The sequence below is a fragment of the Variovorax pasteuri genome, from assembly GCF_051216435.1.
In the GTDB taxonomy this organism is placed as follows: domain Bacteria; phylum Pseudomonadota; class Gammaproteobacteria; order Burkholderiales; family Burkholderiaceae_C; genus Variovorax.
In genome coordinates this window covers 1,086,109-1,102,482 of sequence record NZ_JBPJZS010000002.1, presented here as the reverse complement: position 1 = coordinate 1,102,482, position 16,374 = coordinate 1,086,109, and the positions used below count along the sequence as shown (strand labels likewise).

At 68.0% G+C, this 16,374-nt stretch carries 14 protein-coding genes; all 14 read left to right on the top strand.

The window, feature by feature from the left end:
• Positions 1-16: 16 nt before the first annotated feature.
• The 14 genes from ACSFBM_RS12265 to ACSFBM_RS12200 all read left to right on the top strand — a co-directional run bounded on the left by ACSFBM_RS12265 (position 17) and on the right by ACSFBM_RS12200 (position 16,364).
• On the top strand, positions 17-1,351 hold the full coding sequence (locus ACSFBM_RS12265) for a DUF2169 family type VI secretion system accessory protein (RefSeq protein ID WP_435484583.1): 1,335 nt from the start codon (positions 17-19) through the stop codon (positions 1,349-1,351).
• Positions 1,348-1,704 carry a DUF4150 domain-containing protein gene (locus ACSFBM_RS12260; protein WP_435436276.1) on the top strand — a complete coding sequence of 119 codons (357 nt, stop codon included), beginning with the start codon at positions 1,348-1,350 and terminating at the stop codon, positions 1,702-1,704. The genes ACSFBM_RS12265 and ACSFBM_RS12260 overlap by 4 nt, the downstream gene beginning before the upstream one ends.
• 36 nt (positions 1,705-1,740) lie before the next feature.
• On the top strand, positions 1,741-3,003 hold the full coding sequence (locus ACSFBM_RS12255; RefSeq protein ID WP_435484582.1) for a hypothetical protein: 1,263 nt from the start codon (positions 1,741-1,743) through the stop codon (positions 3,001-3,003).
• A gap of 25 nt (positions 3,004-3,028) precedes the next feature.
• The gene (locus tag ACSFBM_RS12250; RefSeq protein ID WP_435484581.1) at positions 3,029-3,511 is read left to right on the top strand and encodes a hypothetical protein; all 483 of its coding nucleotides are present in this window, start codon (positions 3,029-3,031) and stop codon (positions 3,509-3,511) included.
• Positions 3,512-3,536: 25 nt separating this feature from the next.
• Positions 3,537-4,565: a hypothetical protein gene (locus tag ACSFBM_RS12245; protein ID WP_435484580.1), complete on the top strand. Its 1,029-nt coding sequence runs from the start codon at positions 3,537-3,539 to the stop codon at positions 4,563-4,565.
• A 519-nt stretch (positions 4,566-5,084) separates the two neighbouring features.
• Positions 5,085-5,567 carry an Hcp family type VI secretion system effector gene (locus tag ACSFBM_RS12240; RefSeq protein WP_435436280.1) on the top strand — a complete coding sequence of 161 codons (483 nt, stop codon included), beginning with the start codon at positions 5,085-5,087 and terminating at the stop codon, positions 5,565-5,567.
• Between the two features lie 113 nt (positions 5,568-5,680).
• Positions 5,681-8,854 (top strand): type VI secretion system Vgr family protein, encoded by a 3,174-nt coding sequence (locus ACSFBM_RS12235; protein WP_435484579.1) that lies wholly within the window; start codon positions 5,681-5,683, stop codon positions 8,852-8,854.
• Between the two features lie 27 nt (positions 8,855-8,881).
• On the top strand, positions 8,882-9,319 hold the full coding sequence (locus ACSFBM_RS12230) for a hypothetical protein (RefSeq protein WP_435484578.1): 438 nt from the start codon (positions 8,882-8,884) through the stop codon (positions 9,317-9,319).
• Positions 9,320-9,342: 23 nt separating this feature from the next.
• On the top strand, positions 9,343-9,786 hold the full coding sequence (locus ACSFBM_RS12225; RefSeq protein WP_435484577.1) for a DcrB-related protein: 444 nt from the start codon (positions 9,343-9,345) through the stop codon (positions 9,784-9,786).
• Positions 9,787-9,800: 14 nt separating this feature from the next.
• Positions 9,801-14,288, top strand: a complete 4,488-nt coding sequence (locus ACSFBM_RS12220) for an RHS repeat-associated core domain-containing protein (RefSeq protein ID WP_435484576.1) — start codon at positions 9,801-9,803, stop codon at positions 14,286-14,288.
• Between the two features lie 7 nt (positions 14,289-14,295).
• Positions 14,296-14,760: a hypothetical protein gene (locus tag ACSFBM_RS12215; protein ID WP_435484575.1), complete on the top strand. Its 465-nt coding sequence runs from the start codon at positions 14,296-14,298 to the stop codon at positions 14,758-14,760.
• A 57-nt stretch (positions 14,761-14,817) separates the two neighbouring features.
• Complete coding sequence (locus ACSFBM_RS12210) at positions 14,818-15,315, top strand: hypothetical protein (RefSeq protein WP_435484574.1); 498 nt, start codon at positions 14,818-14,820, stop codon at positions 15,313-15,315.
• Positions 15,316-15,349: 34 nt separating this feature from the next.
• Positions 15,350-15,892 (top strand): hypothetical protein, encoded by a 543-nt coding sequence (locus ACSFBM_RS12205; protein ID WP_435484573.1) that lies wholly within the window; start codon positions 15,350-15,352, stop codon positions 15,890-15,892.
• A gap of 4 nt (positions 15,893-15,896) precedes the next feature.
• A complete protein-coding gene (locus ACSFBM_RS12200) occupies positions 15,897-16,364 on the top strand; it encodes a hypothetical protein (protein ID WP_435484572.1) in 468 nt (155 codons plus the stop codon).
• Positions 16,365-16,374 lie beyond the last annotated feature (10 nt).

The following is a 16,374-nucleotide window of genomic DNA, read 5'->3' as shown; positions in this document are numbered from 1 at the left end:
CGCGCAAGCACGCACCGTGGAGTTCCGCAATCTCACGCCCTTCGACGCCCTGTGCTTTCGCGCGGCCACGCCGAGCGACCGCGAGTACCGGGTGGTCGCCATGAAGGTCGGCTACCGGCTCGTGCGCGGGCCGCACGGTGGCTGGCGTGCCGAGGTCAACGACGACGACCCGGTGCCGCTGTGCCTGGCCGATGCCTACTGGGGCGAGGAGGGCGCGTCGAGCCCGCGCGAAGAGAGCGACCTGGCGCCCTTCAAGCCGCGCTGCGACGTGATCGTGAACGCCACGGCCCATGCGCCGCGCGGCGTTCCAGCACCCGAGTGGGAGGTGCGCCTGCAGGTCACGGCCGGCCGCCAGTGGGCGCAAACGCCGCAGCCGCCCAAGCCCCTGCACCCGGGCGCGCGGCTCACGCCGCAGCAGCAGGCCGCATGGCACGACGAGCGGCAGCGCGCGCAGGCCGAGGCGGCCCCGCGCGCGGTGCTCGACAAGCGGCTGCGCGTGAGCGGCCCCTCGCTGCTCTACCTGCGCAACAAGCGCGAATGGGCGCGCACGGCCAGCGAGTCCATCGCCCGGCTGCCCATGCGTTGGGAGCACGCCTTCGGCGGGCGCAGCCTGCTGCGGCGGCCCGGCGCGCCGGACGACGAACCGCCGGTGCTGAACGAGGTGTGCTTCGCCAACCCGCTGGGCCAGGGCTGGCTGGAGCGCCGTGCCATCGAGCAGGCACGCCACCTCGGGTTGGCTGACACCGAGCGCCTGCCGGCGCCGCAGATCGAGCCCTTGCACGAGCCCATGCAGCAGCCCGTGCTCGCAAGGCACACCGGCATCGACCTCGATGCGCGCGCCATGGCCGAAGCGGCGCGCGGCTACGGCCGCGAACCCGCCGGCCTGGGCGTGGTGGGCCGCGCCTGGGCGCCGCGGCTGGCGCTGGCCGGCACCTACGACGACACCTGGCTCGCGCAGCGCCATCCGTGGCCGCCGCACGACTTCGACTTCGGCTACTGGAACGCGGCGCCCGCGGACCAGCAGACGGCATACCTGCCGCCGGACGCATGCATCGCGCTGTGGAACCTGACCGACCCGGCCGCCACGCCCGACGGCCAGCTGCGCGTGACGCTGCCCGGCCATCGCGCGCTGGTGCTGCTGCGGCTGGACAACGGCGTGCTGCTGCCGCTGCCCATGGTGACCGACACGCTGCTCGTCGATGCCGAAGGCCTTGCGCTTTCGCTGGTGCACCGCGTGTGGCTGCCGTCCGATGCGCCGGTGCGGGTGATCGAGGCGCGCTTCGAGACCGACCCCGCCGCGCCGCTGGTTCGCGCGGCATCGCCCGCCAAGGCCCTGGAGCCCGCGCCATGAGCGCCAACGTCGCTGCACGCAAGCAGGGCGGCTGGAAGGTCGTGAGCCTGGCGCCCGACGTCTGCAAGACGCCCATGGGCAGCGCCATTCCGCCCGTGCCCTACCCCGTGACGGCGCAGCTCGACAGCACCACCGCCGTGGCCCGCAGCGTGCGCGCCAATGGGCACCCCGTGGTGGTTTACGACATGAGCGTGGTGCCCACCACCCTCGGCGACGCGGCGGGCGCGGCCAAGGGCGTGAAGAGCGGCACGGTGCAGGGCAAGTGCTACCCCCTGGAGCACAGCGGCACCGTGCGCGCCGAGGGCAAGCTGTTCGTGCGGCACGACGACCTGTTCTGGATGAACGGCCAATGAAGGCGCGGTTGCGCGAACGCGCTCGCAGGAGGCGCCATGGGCTTTCGTGAAGGCTGGTACGCCACGCCGTCCCAGGGGCCGCAGTCGTTCCAGTATTTCAAGACGCCCGAGCTCGTCACGGCGCAGGGCTACTTCTCGGGCAACGACCAGGTCCTGCAGTGGGGCAGCGAACAGTTTCCGCAGGGCCAGCCCGGCCACTGGACACCCGAGCTGCAAGCGCTCGACAAGACGACCACACCGAACGACTGGTGGGACAACCCCGAGACCAAGGACGAGCCCAAGCCCGTGCCCTCGCCGGGCGCCGCACTCGCGACCAGGGCCGGCGGCACCAATGCCAACGGCAACACCGTGGGCCCCGTCGTCGGCGAAACGCCGTCCACGCAGGTGCCGGCGCGCCAGGCCAACCCGCCGGTGGAGCCCGAAACGCCGAAGGAACAAAGCTGGTGGGGCAGCTGGGGCAGTTCCATCACGCACACGGTGCTGGACGTGGGCGGCGTGATTCCCGTGGTGGGCATCTTCTCGGACGGCGCCAACGCGGCCATCTACGCGGCCGAGGGCGACTATGTGAACGCAGCCATCTCCGGCGCATCGGCGGCGGCCAACCTGGTGCCGGGTGGCGGCATCGCGGCGAAGGCGGGCAAGCTCGCGCTCAAGGGGGCGGTGAAGGGCGGCGAGCGCGCGGCTGTCAAGGAGGCCGAGAAGCTGGTGGCCGAGCGCGTGCTGAAGCGGGAGGCCGAAGAGGCCGCCGAGGCCACGGCAAAGGCCGGCGCCAGGAAGACAGGCAAGAAAGCCGAGGCCGAGGCCGGCGGGTCGAAGAAGAAGGACACCCAGGTCAAGAAGAAGCCCAAGCCCAAGCCGAAGTGCGGGCAGAAGGGCCCCTACAGCGACCGCGCCAAGCACGACAACGAAGGCGTCAACTGGGACCACGTGCCCTCGCAGAAGGCGCTGCTGGAGCGTGCCGCCGACATCAAGGGCGCGCCGCTCACCAAGGCCGAGAAGACCGCCATCGTCGACAGCGCGCCGACCATCGCCACGCCCGCCGCGCTGCACCGCGACCACAGCGAGACCTACGGCGGCCGGCAGCACCAGACGGTCGACGGCCTCAAGCGCCCCATGCGGGACGCGCAAGACCTGCAGCGGGCCGCCAAGGAGAACACCGAGAAGATCCTCGCGCAGATCGACAAGTACGACCCCGGCTGCAAGGGCAAGTACCGCGAGGCCGCCGAGGAGATCACCCGCATGACGCACGACGAATGGACGAAGTGGCTGAAGAAGGCCATGAAATCGGCTAGAAAATGACCGCCAACGCACAGGAGCGCAACGCATGACACTGAACGACCTACTGCCCCTGCTCGGGCACTCCGAACTCGACGCGAACCTCGAGCGGCTTCTGAAATCCGCCGGCGCGAGCGTTCAATCGCTCTCCGCCAAGACGCTGCGCACCGAAGGCTCCGACGCCATCGAGCTCAAGGCACTGGGGCTGGAGCTGGCCTTCTGGGAGCGCGAGGGCTACGAGCGCAAAGTGGGCGCCCCCAAGGACGCGGGGCAGGCGATATTGGTGGCAGCCTTTGCCTACGGCCGCGCCAGCAAGAGCTTCAAGCCCTATGCGGGCCCGGTGCCGTTCAGCAGCGGCCCCATTGCCACGCGCGAAGACGCGCTGCGCGAGTTCGGCACGCCCGAGCTCACCGAGGAAGACGACGACGTGGTCGAGTGGGACCAGTGGACCCGGCAAGGCCTGCAGCTTCGCGCGACCTACCAGGACGACACCTCGCTGTGGAACCTGTCGTTCTCGGTGCCCTTCAAGTAGCACCTCGCGCGCTACGGTGCTGCCGATGACCCGCCCGCCTCACGACTTCAACATGGCCTTCGACACGCCCGGCGACCTGCTGGGCCACGCCTGGGAAAGCGCGGGCGTGCAGGCGCTGGTCCAGGGCTGGGAGCAGCTCGCGTGGATGAACGACGAAGACCTGAACCAGGCCCGTGCCGACCACCGCCTGTGCCTGATGGACCGGGGGCGCGGCATCTACCTGTTCTTCACCGATGCGGACCGCCACGAGGCGCGCTACGGCGCGCCTTGCAGCAAGGGCAGCCTGGTGCTGAGCCGGGTCTCGCTGCTGCTGCACTTCAACGCGCCATGGACCCCGTATGCGGGGCGCTTGCCGCTCGCGCTCCACGCCGGGGACATTGCCGGCGACGTGCTGCAGCGCCTGGGTCCGCCCGCCGAACTGTGGCGCGTGGGGCTGAACGTGTCGAAGGCGCGGTGGTCGTCGCCGCTCGCCGATGTGGACGTGAGCTTCGAGCGCGGTACCGGCCGGCTCAGGCTGGTGACGATGACGCGGCCGCGCGTGGCACCCGCGCTCGCGCGTGCGGTGCCCTCGCCCGAACAGTTCGCGCAGCAGTTCGGCCGCCCGCTGGCCGAACTGCAGCATGACGCGCGCTTTGCGCCGTTCGCGCTGGGCGGCAAGGCCCGCGAGATCGCCACGTACGGCGAGGCCGATTGCGCGCGCGAACTCGGCGTCGAGCTCTACTTCAAGCCCGGTGCCGACATGGCCGGCACCGTGCCCGCAGCCCCTCGCAGCGCCGAGCCTTGCCTGAGCGGCGTGCGCTACCGGGCCGACCTCGACTTTCAGAGCAGCGGCTACACAGGCCCGTTGCCGTGGGGTCTGCTGATGAGCGACACGCTCGACGTGGCAACGGCGAAGGCCGCGGCGCGCCCGTTCAGGCAGGTGCTGGACCCCGACGACGGCTACCAGCTGTGGCGCACCGACCTGTGCGACGTGCATGTGCTGCACAGCTTTCTGGAAGACCGCATCTACCGCGTCACGCTGCTGGCGCACGGGTGCTACGAACAGGCCGCTTGACTCGTCTGCAGTCACGTCCGCAGTGAAGTCTGCAGTGCTTGCACAGCCTGTAGTGCTTTTTGCGCATTACTTTCGGCACTGGCAGCGCCCCTGCGCATCGCCTACCGTTCGGGCCTTGCGAGCCCGAGTGCGCGCCGACCACCACCACCCGCGCGCCCTTTGGCTCATTGCGTCTTCGCAAGACGCGGCAACTTAAAACTTATTGTTTTGTTTCGCGCACGCGCTGAAAAAATCGACAAAAAGATCAGCGCCACGCGTCGATAAAACAGGAAAAGTTTGTTAAAAACCGAACGCCCTGTCACGCATGCGTTGCGATTCGAGCGAACGGACAGTGGGCAAGAATGAATTCGAAGGCGCGATGTAACGCTAAAGCGTTGCGCCTCGCAAAGGGCCCCGTGCCGCTGTGTCACCAGCACCCGGGTGCCGTCAGGTTTTGTTTAGCTGTCGCCCTCCTGCAAGGGAAGGCGGCTGGTTCCACAGTGCCCGGCCGGGCACGCAACAACTGAGGGAGTTGATCTCATGGCAGTAGACATGTTCATGCGCGTCGAAGGCGCAGGCGGCGAATCCAAGGACGCGAACCACAAGGAGTGGAGCGACATCAAGTCCTTCGCCTGGGGCGCAACCCAACCCGGCAACATGGTCAGCGGCGGCGGCGGCGGCGTGGGCAAGGCCAGCTTCAACGACCTGCAGGTGCTCGCGCGCATCGACAAGGCCGCACCCTCCGTGCTGAAGAACTGCGCCAGCGGCAAGCACCTGTCCAAGGTCGAGGTGTCGGTGTGCAAGGCCGGCGGCTCGCAGATCGAATACACCCGCGTCACGCTCGAGGAGGTGCTCGTCACCTCGGTGCAGTACACGGCGGAGCAGGGCTCTGACGTGGTGCTCGTGCAGTACGCCTTCCAGGCCGCCAAGGTCAAGCAGCAGTACTGGGAACAGACCGACAAGGGCGGCAAGGGCGCCGAGACGGTGCTGGGCTGGAACATCAAGGAAAACAAGGAAGCCTGAGGCTGCCTTCGTTGCGTTGATGCCTCGCGCCGCGGCATGACCGGGCGCGGGGGCGGTGGCATTGCAGTTGCCTTTGCACGCCGCGCTCGTGTTGTCCAGGGAGCAGTACAAGAATGAATCGAAGCTTCATCGCCCACAGTGCGTGGGGCGAGCGCCTCAAGTTCCGTTCGATGACGGGGCAGGAGCGCATCTCCGCACTGTTCGAGCACCGCGTGCGGCTCGTTGGCGACGTGCCCAACATCCCCGCAAAGAGCATGCTGGGCGAGGACATGAGCATCGAGGTGAACCTGGCCACCGAGCTCGGCGGCCCCGGCAAGCGCTTCCTGAGCGGGCAGGTCACGCGCTTTGCCTACGTGGGCAAGGACGACGGCGACATGTGCGTCTACGAGGCCACGCTGCGGCCCTGGCTGTGGTACGCCACGCGGCGCTCCGACTTCAAGATCTTCCAGTTCAAGACAGCGCCGCAGATCCTGCAGGAAGTGCTCGCGCCCTACGGCTTCGCCATCGACGCGCGCCTGAGCGGCAACTACCGCACCTGGGAGTACTGCGTGCAGTACTCGGAAAGCGACTTCAACTTCGTCAGCCGGCTCATGGAGCAGGAGGGCATCTACTACTTCTTCTCGCACACGCAGGGCAGCCACCAGCTGGTGCTGTGCGACGGTGCCGATTCGCACACCAGCCTGCCCGCCGGCCCGGTGAAGGTGCCGTACCACGCGGGCGTGCTGGCCGCGCAGATCCTCGAGCAGGACTTCATCGACACCTGGGCCCACTCCGAGGACATTGCCTCGGGCAACTTCGCGGCCGACGACTACGACTTCAAGAAGCCCAACGCCGAGATCGACACCGTGCGCCAGCAGCCGGCCGGCCACAGCCGCGACAGCTTCGAAATCTACGACTGGCCCGGCGGCTACACCGAACTGGGCGACGGCGAGAACTACGCGCGCCTGCGGCTGGAGCAGATCGCAGGGCGGCGCGAACTCGTCAGCGCCGAAGGCAACCTGCGCCACATGGCGCCGGGCTACCTGTTCGAGCTGGCGCGCCACCCCAACGCCGAAGACAACCGGCGCTACCTCATCGAGGCCGTGCGCTACGACTTCCAGGAGAACGCGCTGCGCGTGGTCGGCGCGGTGGACGCGGCCTACAGCGAGTCGACCAGCAGCACCAGCTACCGCCAGACCTTCGAGGTGCTGCCCGACAGCGCGCCCTACCGGCCCGCGCGCGTCACGCCCCGGCCGCGCACCACCGGCCCGCAGACCGCCGTGGTGGTGGGGCCCGCGGGCGAAGAGATCCACACCGACGAGTACGGCCGCATCAAGGTGCAGTTCCACTGGGACCGGTACGGCCAGCGCGACGAGAACGCATCGTGCTGGATCCGCGTGTCGCAGACCTGGGCCGGCAGCAACTACGGCGCCATGCACATCCCGCGCATCGGGCAGGAGGTGATCGTCGACTTTCTGAACGGCGACCCCGACCACCCCATCGTGACGGGCTGCGTCTACAACGCCGCGCAAATGCCGCCGTGGGAGCTGCCGCGCCACAAGACCCAGACCGGCTTCCAGACGAACTGGAGCAAGGGCGGCGGCGGCAAGCACATGCTGCGCTTCGAGGACAGCGCGGGCACCGAGCACATCGAGCTGTCGACCGACCACGGCAACACCCACCTGCACATGGGCTACCTCATGAACCAGGGCTCGGGCGTGCAGCGCAGCTACGGCTTCGAGCTGCGCACCAACGAGTGGGGTTCCATCCGCGCCGACAAGGGCCTGCTGCTGACCACCTACACGCAGGACTACGCGCAGCGCACCTCGCGCGACAACCCCGACGGCCATGCGCACATGGGCGCCACGCTGGCACAGAGCAACGCGCTGATGCAGGCCTCGGGCCAGGCCGTGGCGGCCACCAAGGCGCTGGTCGGCGCCATGGCGCAGGGCAAGAACCAGACGCTCATGGGGCTGGTGCAGGGCGTGCAGTCCGCAGGGGGCGCGTCGCAGGCCGTGGCGGCGCTGGCCGCCGGCGGCCTGGGCGAGGCGGGCGTGTCGGACAACGCCGACCCCGCCATGGCCGACGCACAGCAGATGCTCGACCTGTCGCGCAAGATCGACAAGCCCGTGGTCTCCATCGTCAGCCCCGAGGGGCAGACCATGATCAGCCCCAAGCCCATCGTGCTGAGCTCGGGGCAGAGCGTGTCGGTGCGCGCCAGCTCGGCCATGACGCTGACCACCGGCGCGCAGCTCACGCAACTGGTGGCCGGCGGCATGCTCACGCAGGTGAGCGAAGGCGGTCAGGTGAACGTGGTGACGGGCGGCGACATCGTCTCGCATGCGAGCGCAGGCGCCATCAACCTGGTGTCGAAGGCCGATGCCTCGGTCACGTCCACCGAGAGCAACGCCAACGTCACCGGGCGCAAGTCGGTGGTGATCCAGGCGGCCGACCAGGACGTGTTCGTCACCGGCAAGACCAGCATCTCGCTGATCTGCGGCAAGGCCTCCATCGTGCTGCTGGCCGACGGCACGGTGCAGATCAACGGGGTGAAGGGGCTCGTCAACTTCACCGGCGAGCTGGACCAGCGCGGCAGCAAGATCTTCCTGAACTGCGAGGCGCCCATCGGCAGCCAGGCCGAAGAGGCCGTGATGGAAGACGGCGTGCCCGTGGCGCCCGCGGCCGCCGCCACATCGGCCGAGGCCGCCGAGAAGTCCGCGCCTGCAGCCGCACCGCCGGGCTACGTGACCACCGGGCTGGGCAGGGGCGTGGACGCCATCGCGGCCCGCTCGCCCACGCTGCAGCGGCAGCTCAGGTACTTGAAGAACCACGGCTGGAGCATCGGCTACGGCCCTGCGGGCGGCGGCACCTACGCCGACACCAATTCGCGCGGCAAGAAGATCGTGATCGACAGCAACAGCGCCGACAAGCCCTACACGGCCGCCGCCTCGCTGTCGCACGAGGTCGGGCACGCGATGTACTCCTACGGCTTCAAGCCCGACACCTCGTCCAAGACCGCCTTCGTCAACAGCATGCTGGGCTCCGAGGGCGAGGCCGCGCTCAACCAGATCCAGGTGCGGCGCGAGGTGTGGCGCGCCGCCAAGGTCGACATTCTGCAAAGCGCCGACCCGCAGAACGTGGCCGCCTTCAACGAGGCCTACAACATCTTGAACAAGGGCGGCACCCGGGCGGCCGCGCGCGCCGCCGCCGGCCGGTACTACGGCACGCTGAGCACATCGACCACCGGCCAGCAATACACGCAGTACTACGGCGACGCCTACGACAGGCGCGTTGCCGGCAGGCACTAGGCCATGACATTCCAGGAGACGCCCCCCGTGAACCCGACGGCAATGACCCTGTGGCAAGCGATCGACGCGCTGGCCGCGCAGATACCCTTTTCCACGCAGAAGGTCGGAAACGCGCTGTCGACCACCCTCGACGACACCCATGCCGCGGGCGGCGACGTGTTCCAGTTCTTCGAGGGCACGCCGGTGCGCCTGGCGGACGGCACGGAACTGTCGCGCATTGACCTGCGCATCAAGCGCGAAGGGCCGCACCCGGGCTTTCTGGTGCTGGACCTGCAGGGGCGCTGCGTGCCGCTGGCCGAAGTGCGGCAGCACCATGCCGCGCTGGAGATCACCGACGTGCCGCGCGGCCGCTCGCTCGACGAGTCCACCAGCTACACCGCCACGCTCGGCTGGGGCCGGCTGTCGTTCGGCTTCACCGAGCGCAACCCCGACTGCCTGGCCCACGTGGCCTTCGACCCGGCCTAGCGCCCACCCAGAAAGCAGCTCGAATGAAGTACCACATCCAGGAAGGCCGGTTCGACGTGCCCGACGACGGCCGCATCGACCGCTCGATGAACGTGCTGGCCATGCCCGACGGCGCGGGCACCACGCTCATCGTGAGCCGCGACGCGCTGCGGGCGCAGGAGAACCTGGCGCAGTTCGTCTCTCGGCAGATGAACGACCTCACGCGGCAGGTGAGCCAGCTGAAGGAGCTGTCGCGCGACGAGATCGCCGTCGGCCCCGCCGTGTTGAACCTGCGCGCCATCGAACTGGCGACCCAGTTCAAGCAGAACGGCCAGGCGCTGTACCAGCGCCAGGCCGTGTTCCTGCTGCCGAACGAGCGCGACGGCAAGGCGGTGCTCATCCTCACGGCCAGCAGCCCCGTGCCCTTCGACGCCGAGGCGCTCGCGCTGTGGCAGCGCACGCTCGCGAGCTTTGAACCGAGGGCGTGAAGCGCGCATGACCCATGGCCGGTAAACCCGCGGCGCGGCTGCACGACCCCATTGCCCACACCAACGCCCACGCGCGGTTCTGGGCCAAGTTCGCGGGCGGGCTGATCGGCGGCATTGCCGTGGGCTTCGCGGTGGGCGTGGCCGCCGCCGCGGTGGTCGGCACCGGCGGCCTGGCGGGGCCCTTGGTCGCGGGTGCGATCGTGGTGGGCGCGCGCATGGCCGGCGGCTACGTCGGCGCGAGCCTGGGCGAATCGATTGCCGATGCGCTGGTGCCCGAGACGCTCACCGTCACCGGCATGGTCACCAGCGCCTCGCTGGACGTGTTCATCGACAGCAAGGCCATCGGGGCGGCACGCGCATCGCCCGACATGCCCATGGACACGGTGAGCTGTGCCAAGGACTCGCCGCAAGTCCTGCTGGCCGAGGGCGCGGAGACCGTGTTCGTCAACAGGGGCGTCGCCTCGCGCAAGGACGACCAGACCGAATGCGGCGCCAAGGTGAGCGAAGGCTCGCCCACCGTCTTCATCGGCGGGCCGACCGCGCGCGTGCGCGAGGTGGCCGATGAGGTGCCGCTCATCTCCAAGGTGCTGGTGACCGTGTTCAACCTGGTCATGATCTACCGCGGCCTGCGCTGCCTGCCCAAGCTCGCGCGCCAGGGCAAGAACGCGCTGCCCTGCCTGATCGAAGGCGCGGTGGGGCTGGGCATGGGCATCCACGGCATGGTCAGCTCCTTCGGCAACCCGGTGCACGCGGCCACGGGCGGCAAGTTTCTGGGCGGCGAGAGCGAGCTCGACTTCACCTTGCCCGGGCCGCTGCCCATTGCGTGGCAGCGCTTCTACAGCAGCCACGACCTGCGCCGCGACGGCGCGCTGGGGCAGGGCTGGAGCCTGCCTTATGCGATGGAGCTGCGGCTGGGCCACGACGCCACCGGCCAGCCCACTGTCACGCTCATCGACGAGCAGGGCAGGCCGCTGGTGCTGCCCGACATCGAGCCCGGCGAGCGGCAGTACAGCCTGCGCGACGGGCTGGACCTGTGCCGCACAGAGGGCGGCCACTATTTCATTCACGTGCCCGGCGGGCTGTTCTTTCTGTTCGAGGCGCAGGCCGAAGACCAGCCGCGCGCGCAGACGCTGAAACTCGCGCGGCTCGAAGACCGCAACGGCAACTTCATCGACCTGCGCCACGACGCGCAAGGCCGCCTGAGCCAGCTCGCCGACCGCACCGGGCGCCTGCTGGCGCTCGACTACGCGGGCGACAGCCGCCGGTTGAGCGGCGTGCGACTCGCGGCGGGCGCGCCCGGCGAGCTGCCCGGCCTGCTGGTCGCCTACCGGCACGATGCCGAAGGCCGCCTGCTCGACGTGACCAACCGCAACGGCGAGGTGGTGCGCCGCTTCGGCTACGACGCCCAGGGCCTGATGAGCTTCCATGCCGATGCGGCGGGGCTGGAGTGCCACTACGAGTGGCGCGGTGCCGCCAAGGATGCGCACGTGGCCCGCCACTGGACCAACGACGGCGAGAGCTACACCGTGCACCGCGTGCCGCCCGCTGCGGACGATGCGCTGTCCCATGGCCAGACCCTGGTCGTCGACCAGCTCGGCCGCGAGTTCACCTGGCACTGGAACGCCGACCAGCAGGTCACCGACTACATCGACGCGCTGGGCCGGCACTGGCAGGCGCAGTACAACGAACTTCGCCAGCTCGTCGCCGTCACCGAGCCCGGCGGCGCCACCACGCGCTGCGCGTACGACCCCATGGGCTTCGTGAGCAGCCGCACCGACGCGCTCGGCCGCACCCAGAGCACCGGCTGGACCGAGTTCGGCGAGCCCTGGCGAGAAACCCTGGCCGACGGCAGCGCGTGGACCTATGCCTACAGCGACCAGGGCAACCTGGTGCGCGAGACCGATCCGCTGGGCCACACCTCCGAATACAGCTACGACCGGCGCGGCCTGCCCATCGTCATCACCGACGGCAAGGGCGGCACCAACCGCATGGCCTGGAACGAGTGCGCGCAGCTCGTCTCGCTGACCGACTGCTCCGGCAAGACCACGCGCTACGCCTACGACGGCTGGGGCCACCTGCAGACCGTGACCGACGCCGCGGGCCAGCGCACACGGCTGACCCACGACGCCATGGGGCGGCTGCTGTCCGTTTCGCAGCCCGACAACAGCCACCAGTCGTTTCGCCATGACGCGGCCGGCCGCATCGTGGCCGCCACCGATGCGCTGAGCCGCAGCACGCAGTTCGCGCTCGGCCGCCGCGGCCAGCCGCTGGCGCGGCAGGACGCCGAAGGCCGCCGCATTGCGTGGCACTACGACAGCGCCCAGCGGCTGCAGTCGCTGGTCAACGAGAACGGGCTGCACTTCGAATTTGTGCGCGACGCCGCCGACCGGGTGGTGGAAGAACGCCGCGTGGGCGGCACCCGCGTGCTGGTCGACTACGACGCCCAGGGCTGGCCGGTGCGCATCACCCACGTGCCGGGCATCGGCGATGACGACCTCGCACTGGGCAATGGGGACGGCGATGGCGATGGTGCCGAACCGCAGCGCGCAGCCGGCCCCTTGCGCACCGAGCTGCTGCGCGACGCCGTGGGCCGACTCGTCGAGAAGCGCACCGCGAGCCACCACTACAGGTACCGCTACGACGCGCTCGACCGGTTGACCCAGGCCGTCAAGCTGGAGGTGGTGCACGCCGGTGCACCCGACGAACTGCGCGCGCTGCATCGCACCGAGTTCGCCTACGACAAGCTCGGCCGCCTGGTCGGCGAGACCGCTGTCGACGAGCTCACCGGCGAAACGCACAGCCTGAGCCACACGCACGACGAGCTGGGCAACCGCACGCAGACGGTGCTGCCCGCGCTCGGTGGGCATGCGGGCCAGCAAGGCGTGCAGCGCGCGCTGAACTACCTGTACTACGGCTCCGGCCACCTGCACCAGGTCAACCTGTCGCAGCAGCGCGGCGATGCGCCTGCGGTGCACCAGCTGATCAGCGACATCGAGCGCGACGACCTGCACCGCGAGGTGGGGCGCAGCCAGGGCGCGCTGCACACCCGCTTCGCGCTCGACCCGCTGGGCCGCCGCGCCGCGGCATGGTGCCGGCCCGGCGCGCTGAACACCGCCTTCACCCCCCGCGACAACGCCTGGCGCCAGGCCATCGACAACGCCGGCACGCCCGAGGCCCGCCTGCTCGACGGGCTGATGAAGGAATACAGCTACGACCCCGTGGGCGAGCTGCGCCAGAGCCGCCATTCGCTGCAGGGCACCACGGCGCACCGCTACGACGCCACGGGGCGCATCGAAGAGAGCGTGCGCGGCGCGGCCAACAGCGAACGCTTTGCCTACGACCCGGCCGGGAATCTGCTCGACGCCTCGCTCGCCGGCCTGGCGCCGCGCGGTGCCGTGCCCGCTCATATGCCCGGTTATGTGCGCGACAACCTCGTGCGCGTGTTCGAAGACAAGCGCTACAGCTACGACGGCCACGGCCGGCTGGTGCGCAAGCTGTCGGGCAGGCACACCGCGCAGCGCTTCGAGTGGGACGACGAGAGCCGGCTGGTGGCCGTGCACACCACGCGGCGCCCGAACACGCCCGAGGCCACCACGCAGGTCACGCGCTTCGACTACGACGCGATGGGGCGGCGGGTGGCCAAGCACGATGCGTTCGGCAGCACGCGGTTTGTCTGGGAGGGGATGCGGCTCATCGAGGAGCGCCGAGGCGCGCAGGTGGTGAGCTATGTGTACGAGGCGGACAGCTATGAGCCGCTGGCGCGGCTCGATGCAGAGGCCGAGCACGTCCAGAGCGCCTCGGTCGCACAGGTCTTCCACTTCCACAATAACCTCGCCGGCCTGCCGGAGGAACTGAGCAACAGCGACGGCAACCTATGCTGGCGCGCGAGCTATCGAACCTGGGGGGCGACAGTTACCGAGCACTTGGAGTTCACGTCGCTGAATGGCCGACCTGTCAGCGCTGCCGAGGAAACAACGCAAGCCGTCGCGCAGAACCTGCGCTTCCAGGGCCAATATCTCGATCGGGACACCGGGCTGCACTACAACACCTTTCGGTTCTACGATCCGGACATCGGGCGGTTCATCAGTCCGGACCCTATTGGTCTTTTGGGCGGGAACAACCTGCACGGCTATGCGCCCAACCCCGTCTCATGGATCGACCCCTGGGGCTGGGCACCCAAGGCGCCGTTGTCGCTGCCCGACGGATACAGAGGGAGAATCGACCGATTCAATACGGGTGCCGGCTCGTCTTTTGAAGTGCATGTGTACAAACCCAACGGTCAGGAGGCTGGCATCTACGGACCGGACGGCTTCTTCAACAAGCACGGGACCGTCGGGACCGACGTGAAAGTCACCCCGAAGGTCTCCAACGCTTTGAACGGCATCGCGGTCGATGAGTTGAGAAAGATGGGAAAGCTTCCCGCCAGGGGAACGCCCAACAGCCGCATTGCGGCCAGAGAATATTCGGCACGCGTGCGCAAGAGCGGGCTCGCAGGATGTTGATCAAGCTATGAAAATTATCAAGTTCAGTGAAACCACCGATGGCTACTCGATGGACAGTTCCGCCTACCCGGCTTACGTGCAGCAGGTACGCAGCGTGGTGCCACGGGACGCCCTTGAGTTCATGAGCGCGGCGTGGCATTACGACCACCGCGACGAGCGGTGCCCACACGATGCCAGGCTGGAGCAACTGCTAGTCCGGGAGTTCGAAGACGGTGACTTCCGGGCGAACGATATCGAGATTCACTTGGCCGGGGCTTATGGGAAACGCATCACGCTGCACTACAGCGACGTGCAGTCTTACGCAGTCGAAAAAACCAAGAGCGAATGGCCTGCGGCCGACTGTTCGCACGGCGATTGGCTGATCGACGAAGTGCTGCTGCTTGAGGACGGCTTTCTGGGCCACGAAATCGTCTTCACGAACTCGGTAATCAAGATCAAGCACAAGGATGTCAAGTACGCAGTGGCCCCATGACGTTGATGCCGCTTCAGGCCTTCGCGAACACCCCATGCGTACCCGACGCCGCGGCTCATGCATATCGAATTGAGAGCCTGTCCCCTGCGGCTGGCTCGGGAGCTATCGCCTCGTGCCTATGACCCCGACGAGGACGATGTGCGATCCATCGTGATGGATGTCTGCGACGTGCTCGATGGGTCCGCGGAGTTCCTGATCGCCGGGTTCGGTCAGGCCCGATGGCCTGTGGATGTGCGTACAGATCTCGCCGTATTTTTAGAGCAGCTGCCCGATGCGGTGCAAGCGCTTCGGGCGCGAGAGCGCGCAGTGATCGATTTGTACGAGCAGGGCATCGAGCGGACACTCGAATTTCTCCCGCAACGCGACAGATGTGCAGTTCGCTGTGTCAGCCGAACCGATTGGACCCCGTACCCGGAAGTCGAGGAACTGGACATCAAGGCGCTCGAAGACATGCTGCTTGCCGTGTGCACCGAGTTCCTGAATGCGCTCGGGCAACTGGCACCCTCCCTGGCCGCCCATCCATGGATCGTCGAGTGGCGGCGAGCCATGGAATGAACACGTTCGGCGCGCGAACCAATACAGGAAAGAAATGAACGGTCCGAATGCTTTCCCTGAAGAATGGCGCTCTGCGCGTGAGGCGGAAAGCCTGTCGCTCGCGCGCAGACACGACCTCAAGGCACGGAGCGACTTCAAGGAAATCATCCTTCTGGCCTTGAGCACGTTGTCCGAGCAGGATGCCGCGCTGAGGTTTCTGAGGGACGATGCCCTCGGGCTGAGCGATGCGCAACTGATCGACATTGCCCCGGTAGTCATGGACATTGCCGTGGACGGAAACATCGACAACCTCGTCACGGCAAGGGCCGTGCTGCAGCAGTACGCGTCTCATTTTCTAGACAGCCGAAAAATTGTAGAGATGACCTTGGATCGCCGACTCGACGGCTATCTTGCGAGCGAAGACGGTTTTCTGTATCGGAGGCTGGCAGAGCTTTTGGTGGCTGCCGATTTCCCGGATGCTCTGGCTAAGCTGATGTCGGTCTGCAAGGACAGCAGCAACCCGGACATTGCCGAGATACACGACGATCTCCTGAAGTCCATTGCGCACCGGCCACGCCAAACCCAAAGAAAGGCGTAAAGCGTTGAAGCAAACCATCGCCGCGCATCTCGACCTGCTGCACTACCTCGAGCGAGGCGCTGTGCATCTGGCCGCTGGCATGAGCACGTCAGAAGAGACAGCATGCGCGCAAGAGTCCGACGAGCAATGGCGCACGGGGGCAGGGGTCGTCTACACCTTCGATTACGACGGCTGGAGCCTCAACCTCCACTTCGACCCCGAAAAGAATTTCTCGCACGACACCATCGACTTCTTCGGCCATTGCGATCTGCCCGGTTTCTCGGACATTGCCGGGCCCTCGCAGGCTGCCAGCGCCTTCGAGGGCGCGACACGCTTCGACCTGGGCGACGAGCAGGTGGTGCTGCTTCCCTCCAGTGTCACGGTCCATTTCCGCAAAGAGGAGGGCGACGTGCAGGTGCTGACGAAGATTGCCGGCGCTCTGCTTCCGCACGGCGCGCTCGCTGACTACTACCGCTCGATGCAGCGGCGTTGAGTGCGGCCAC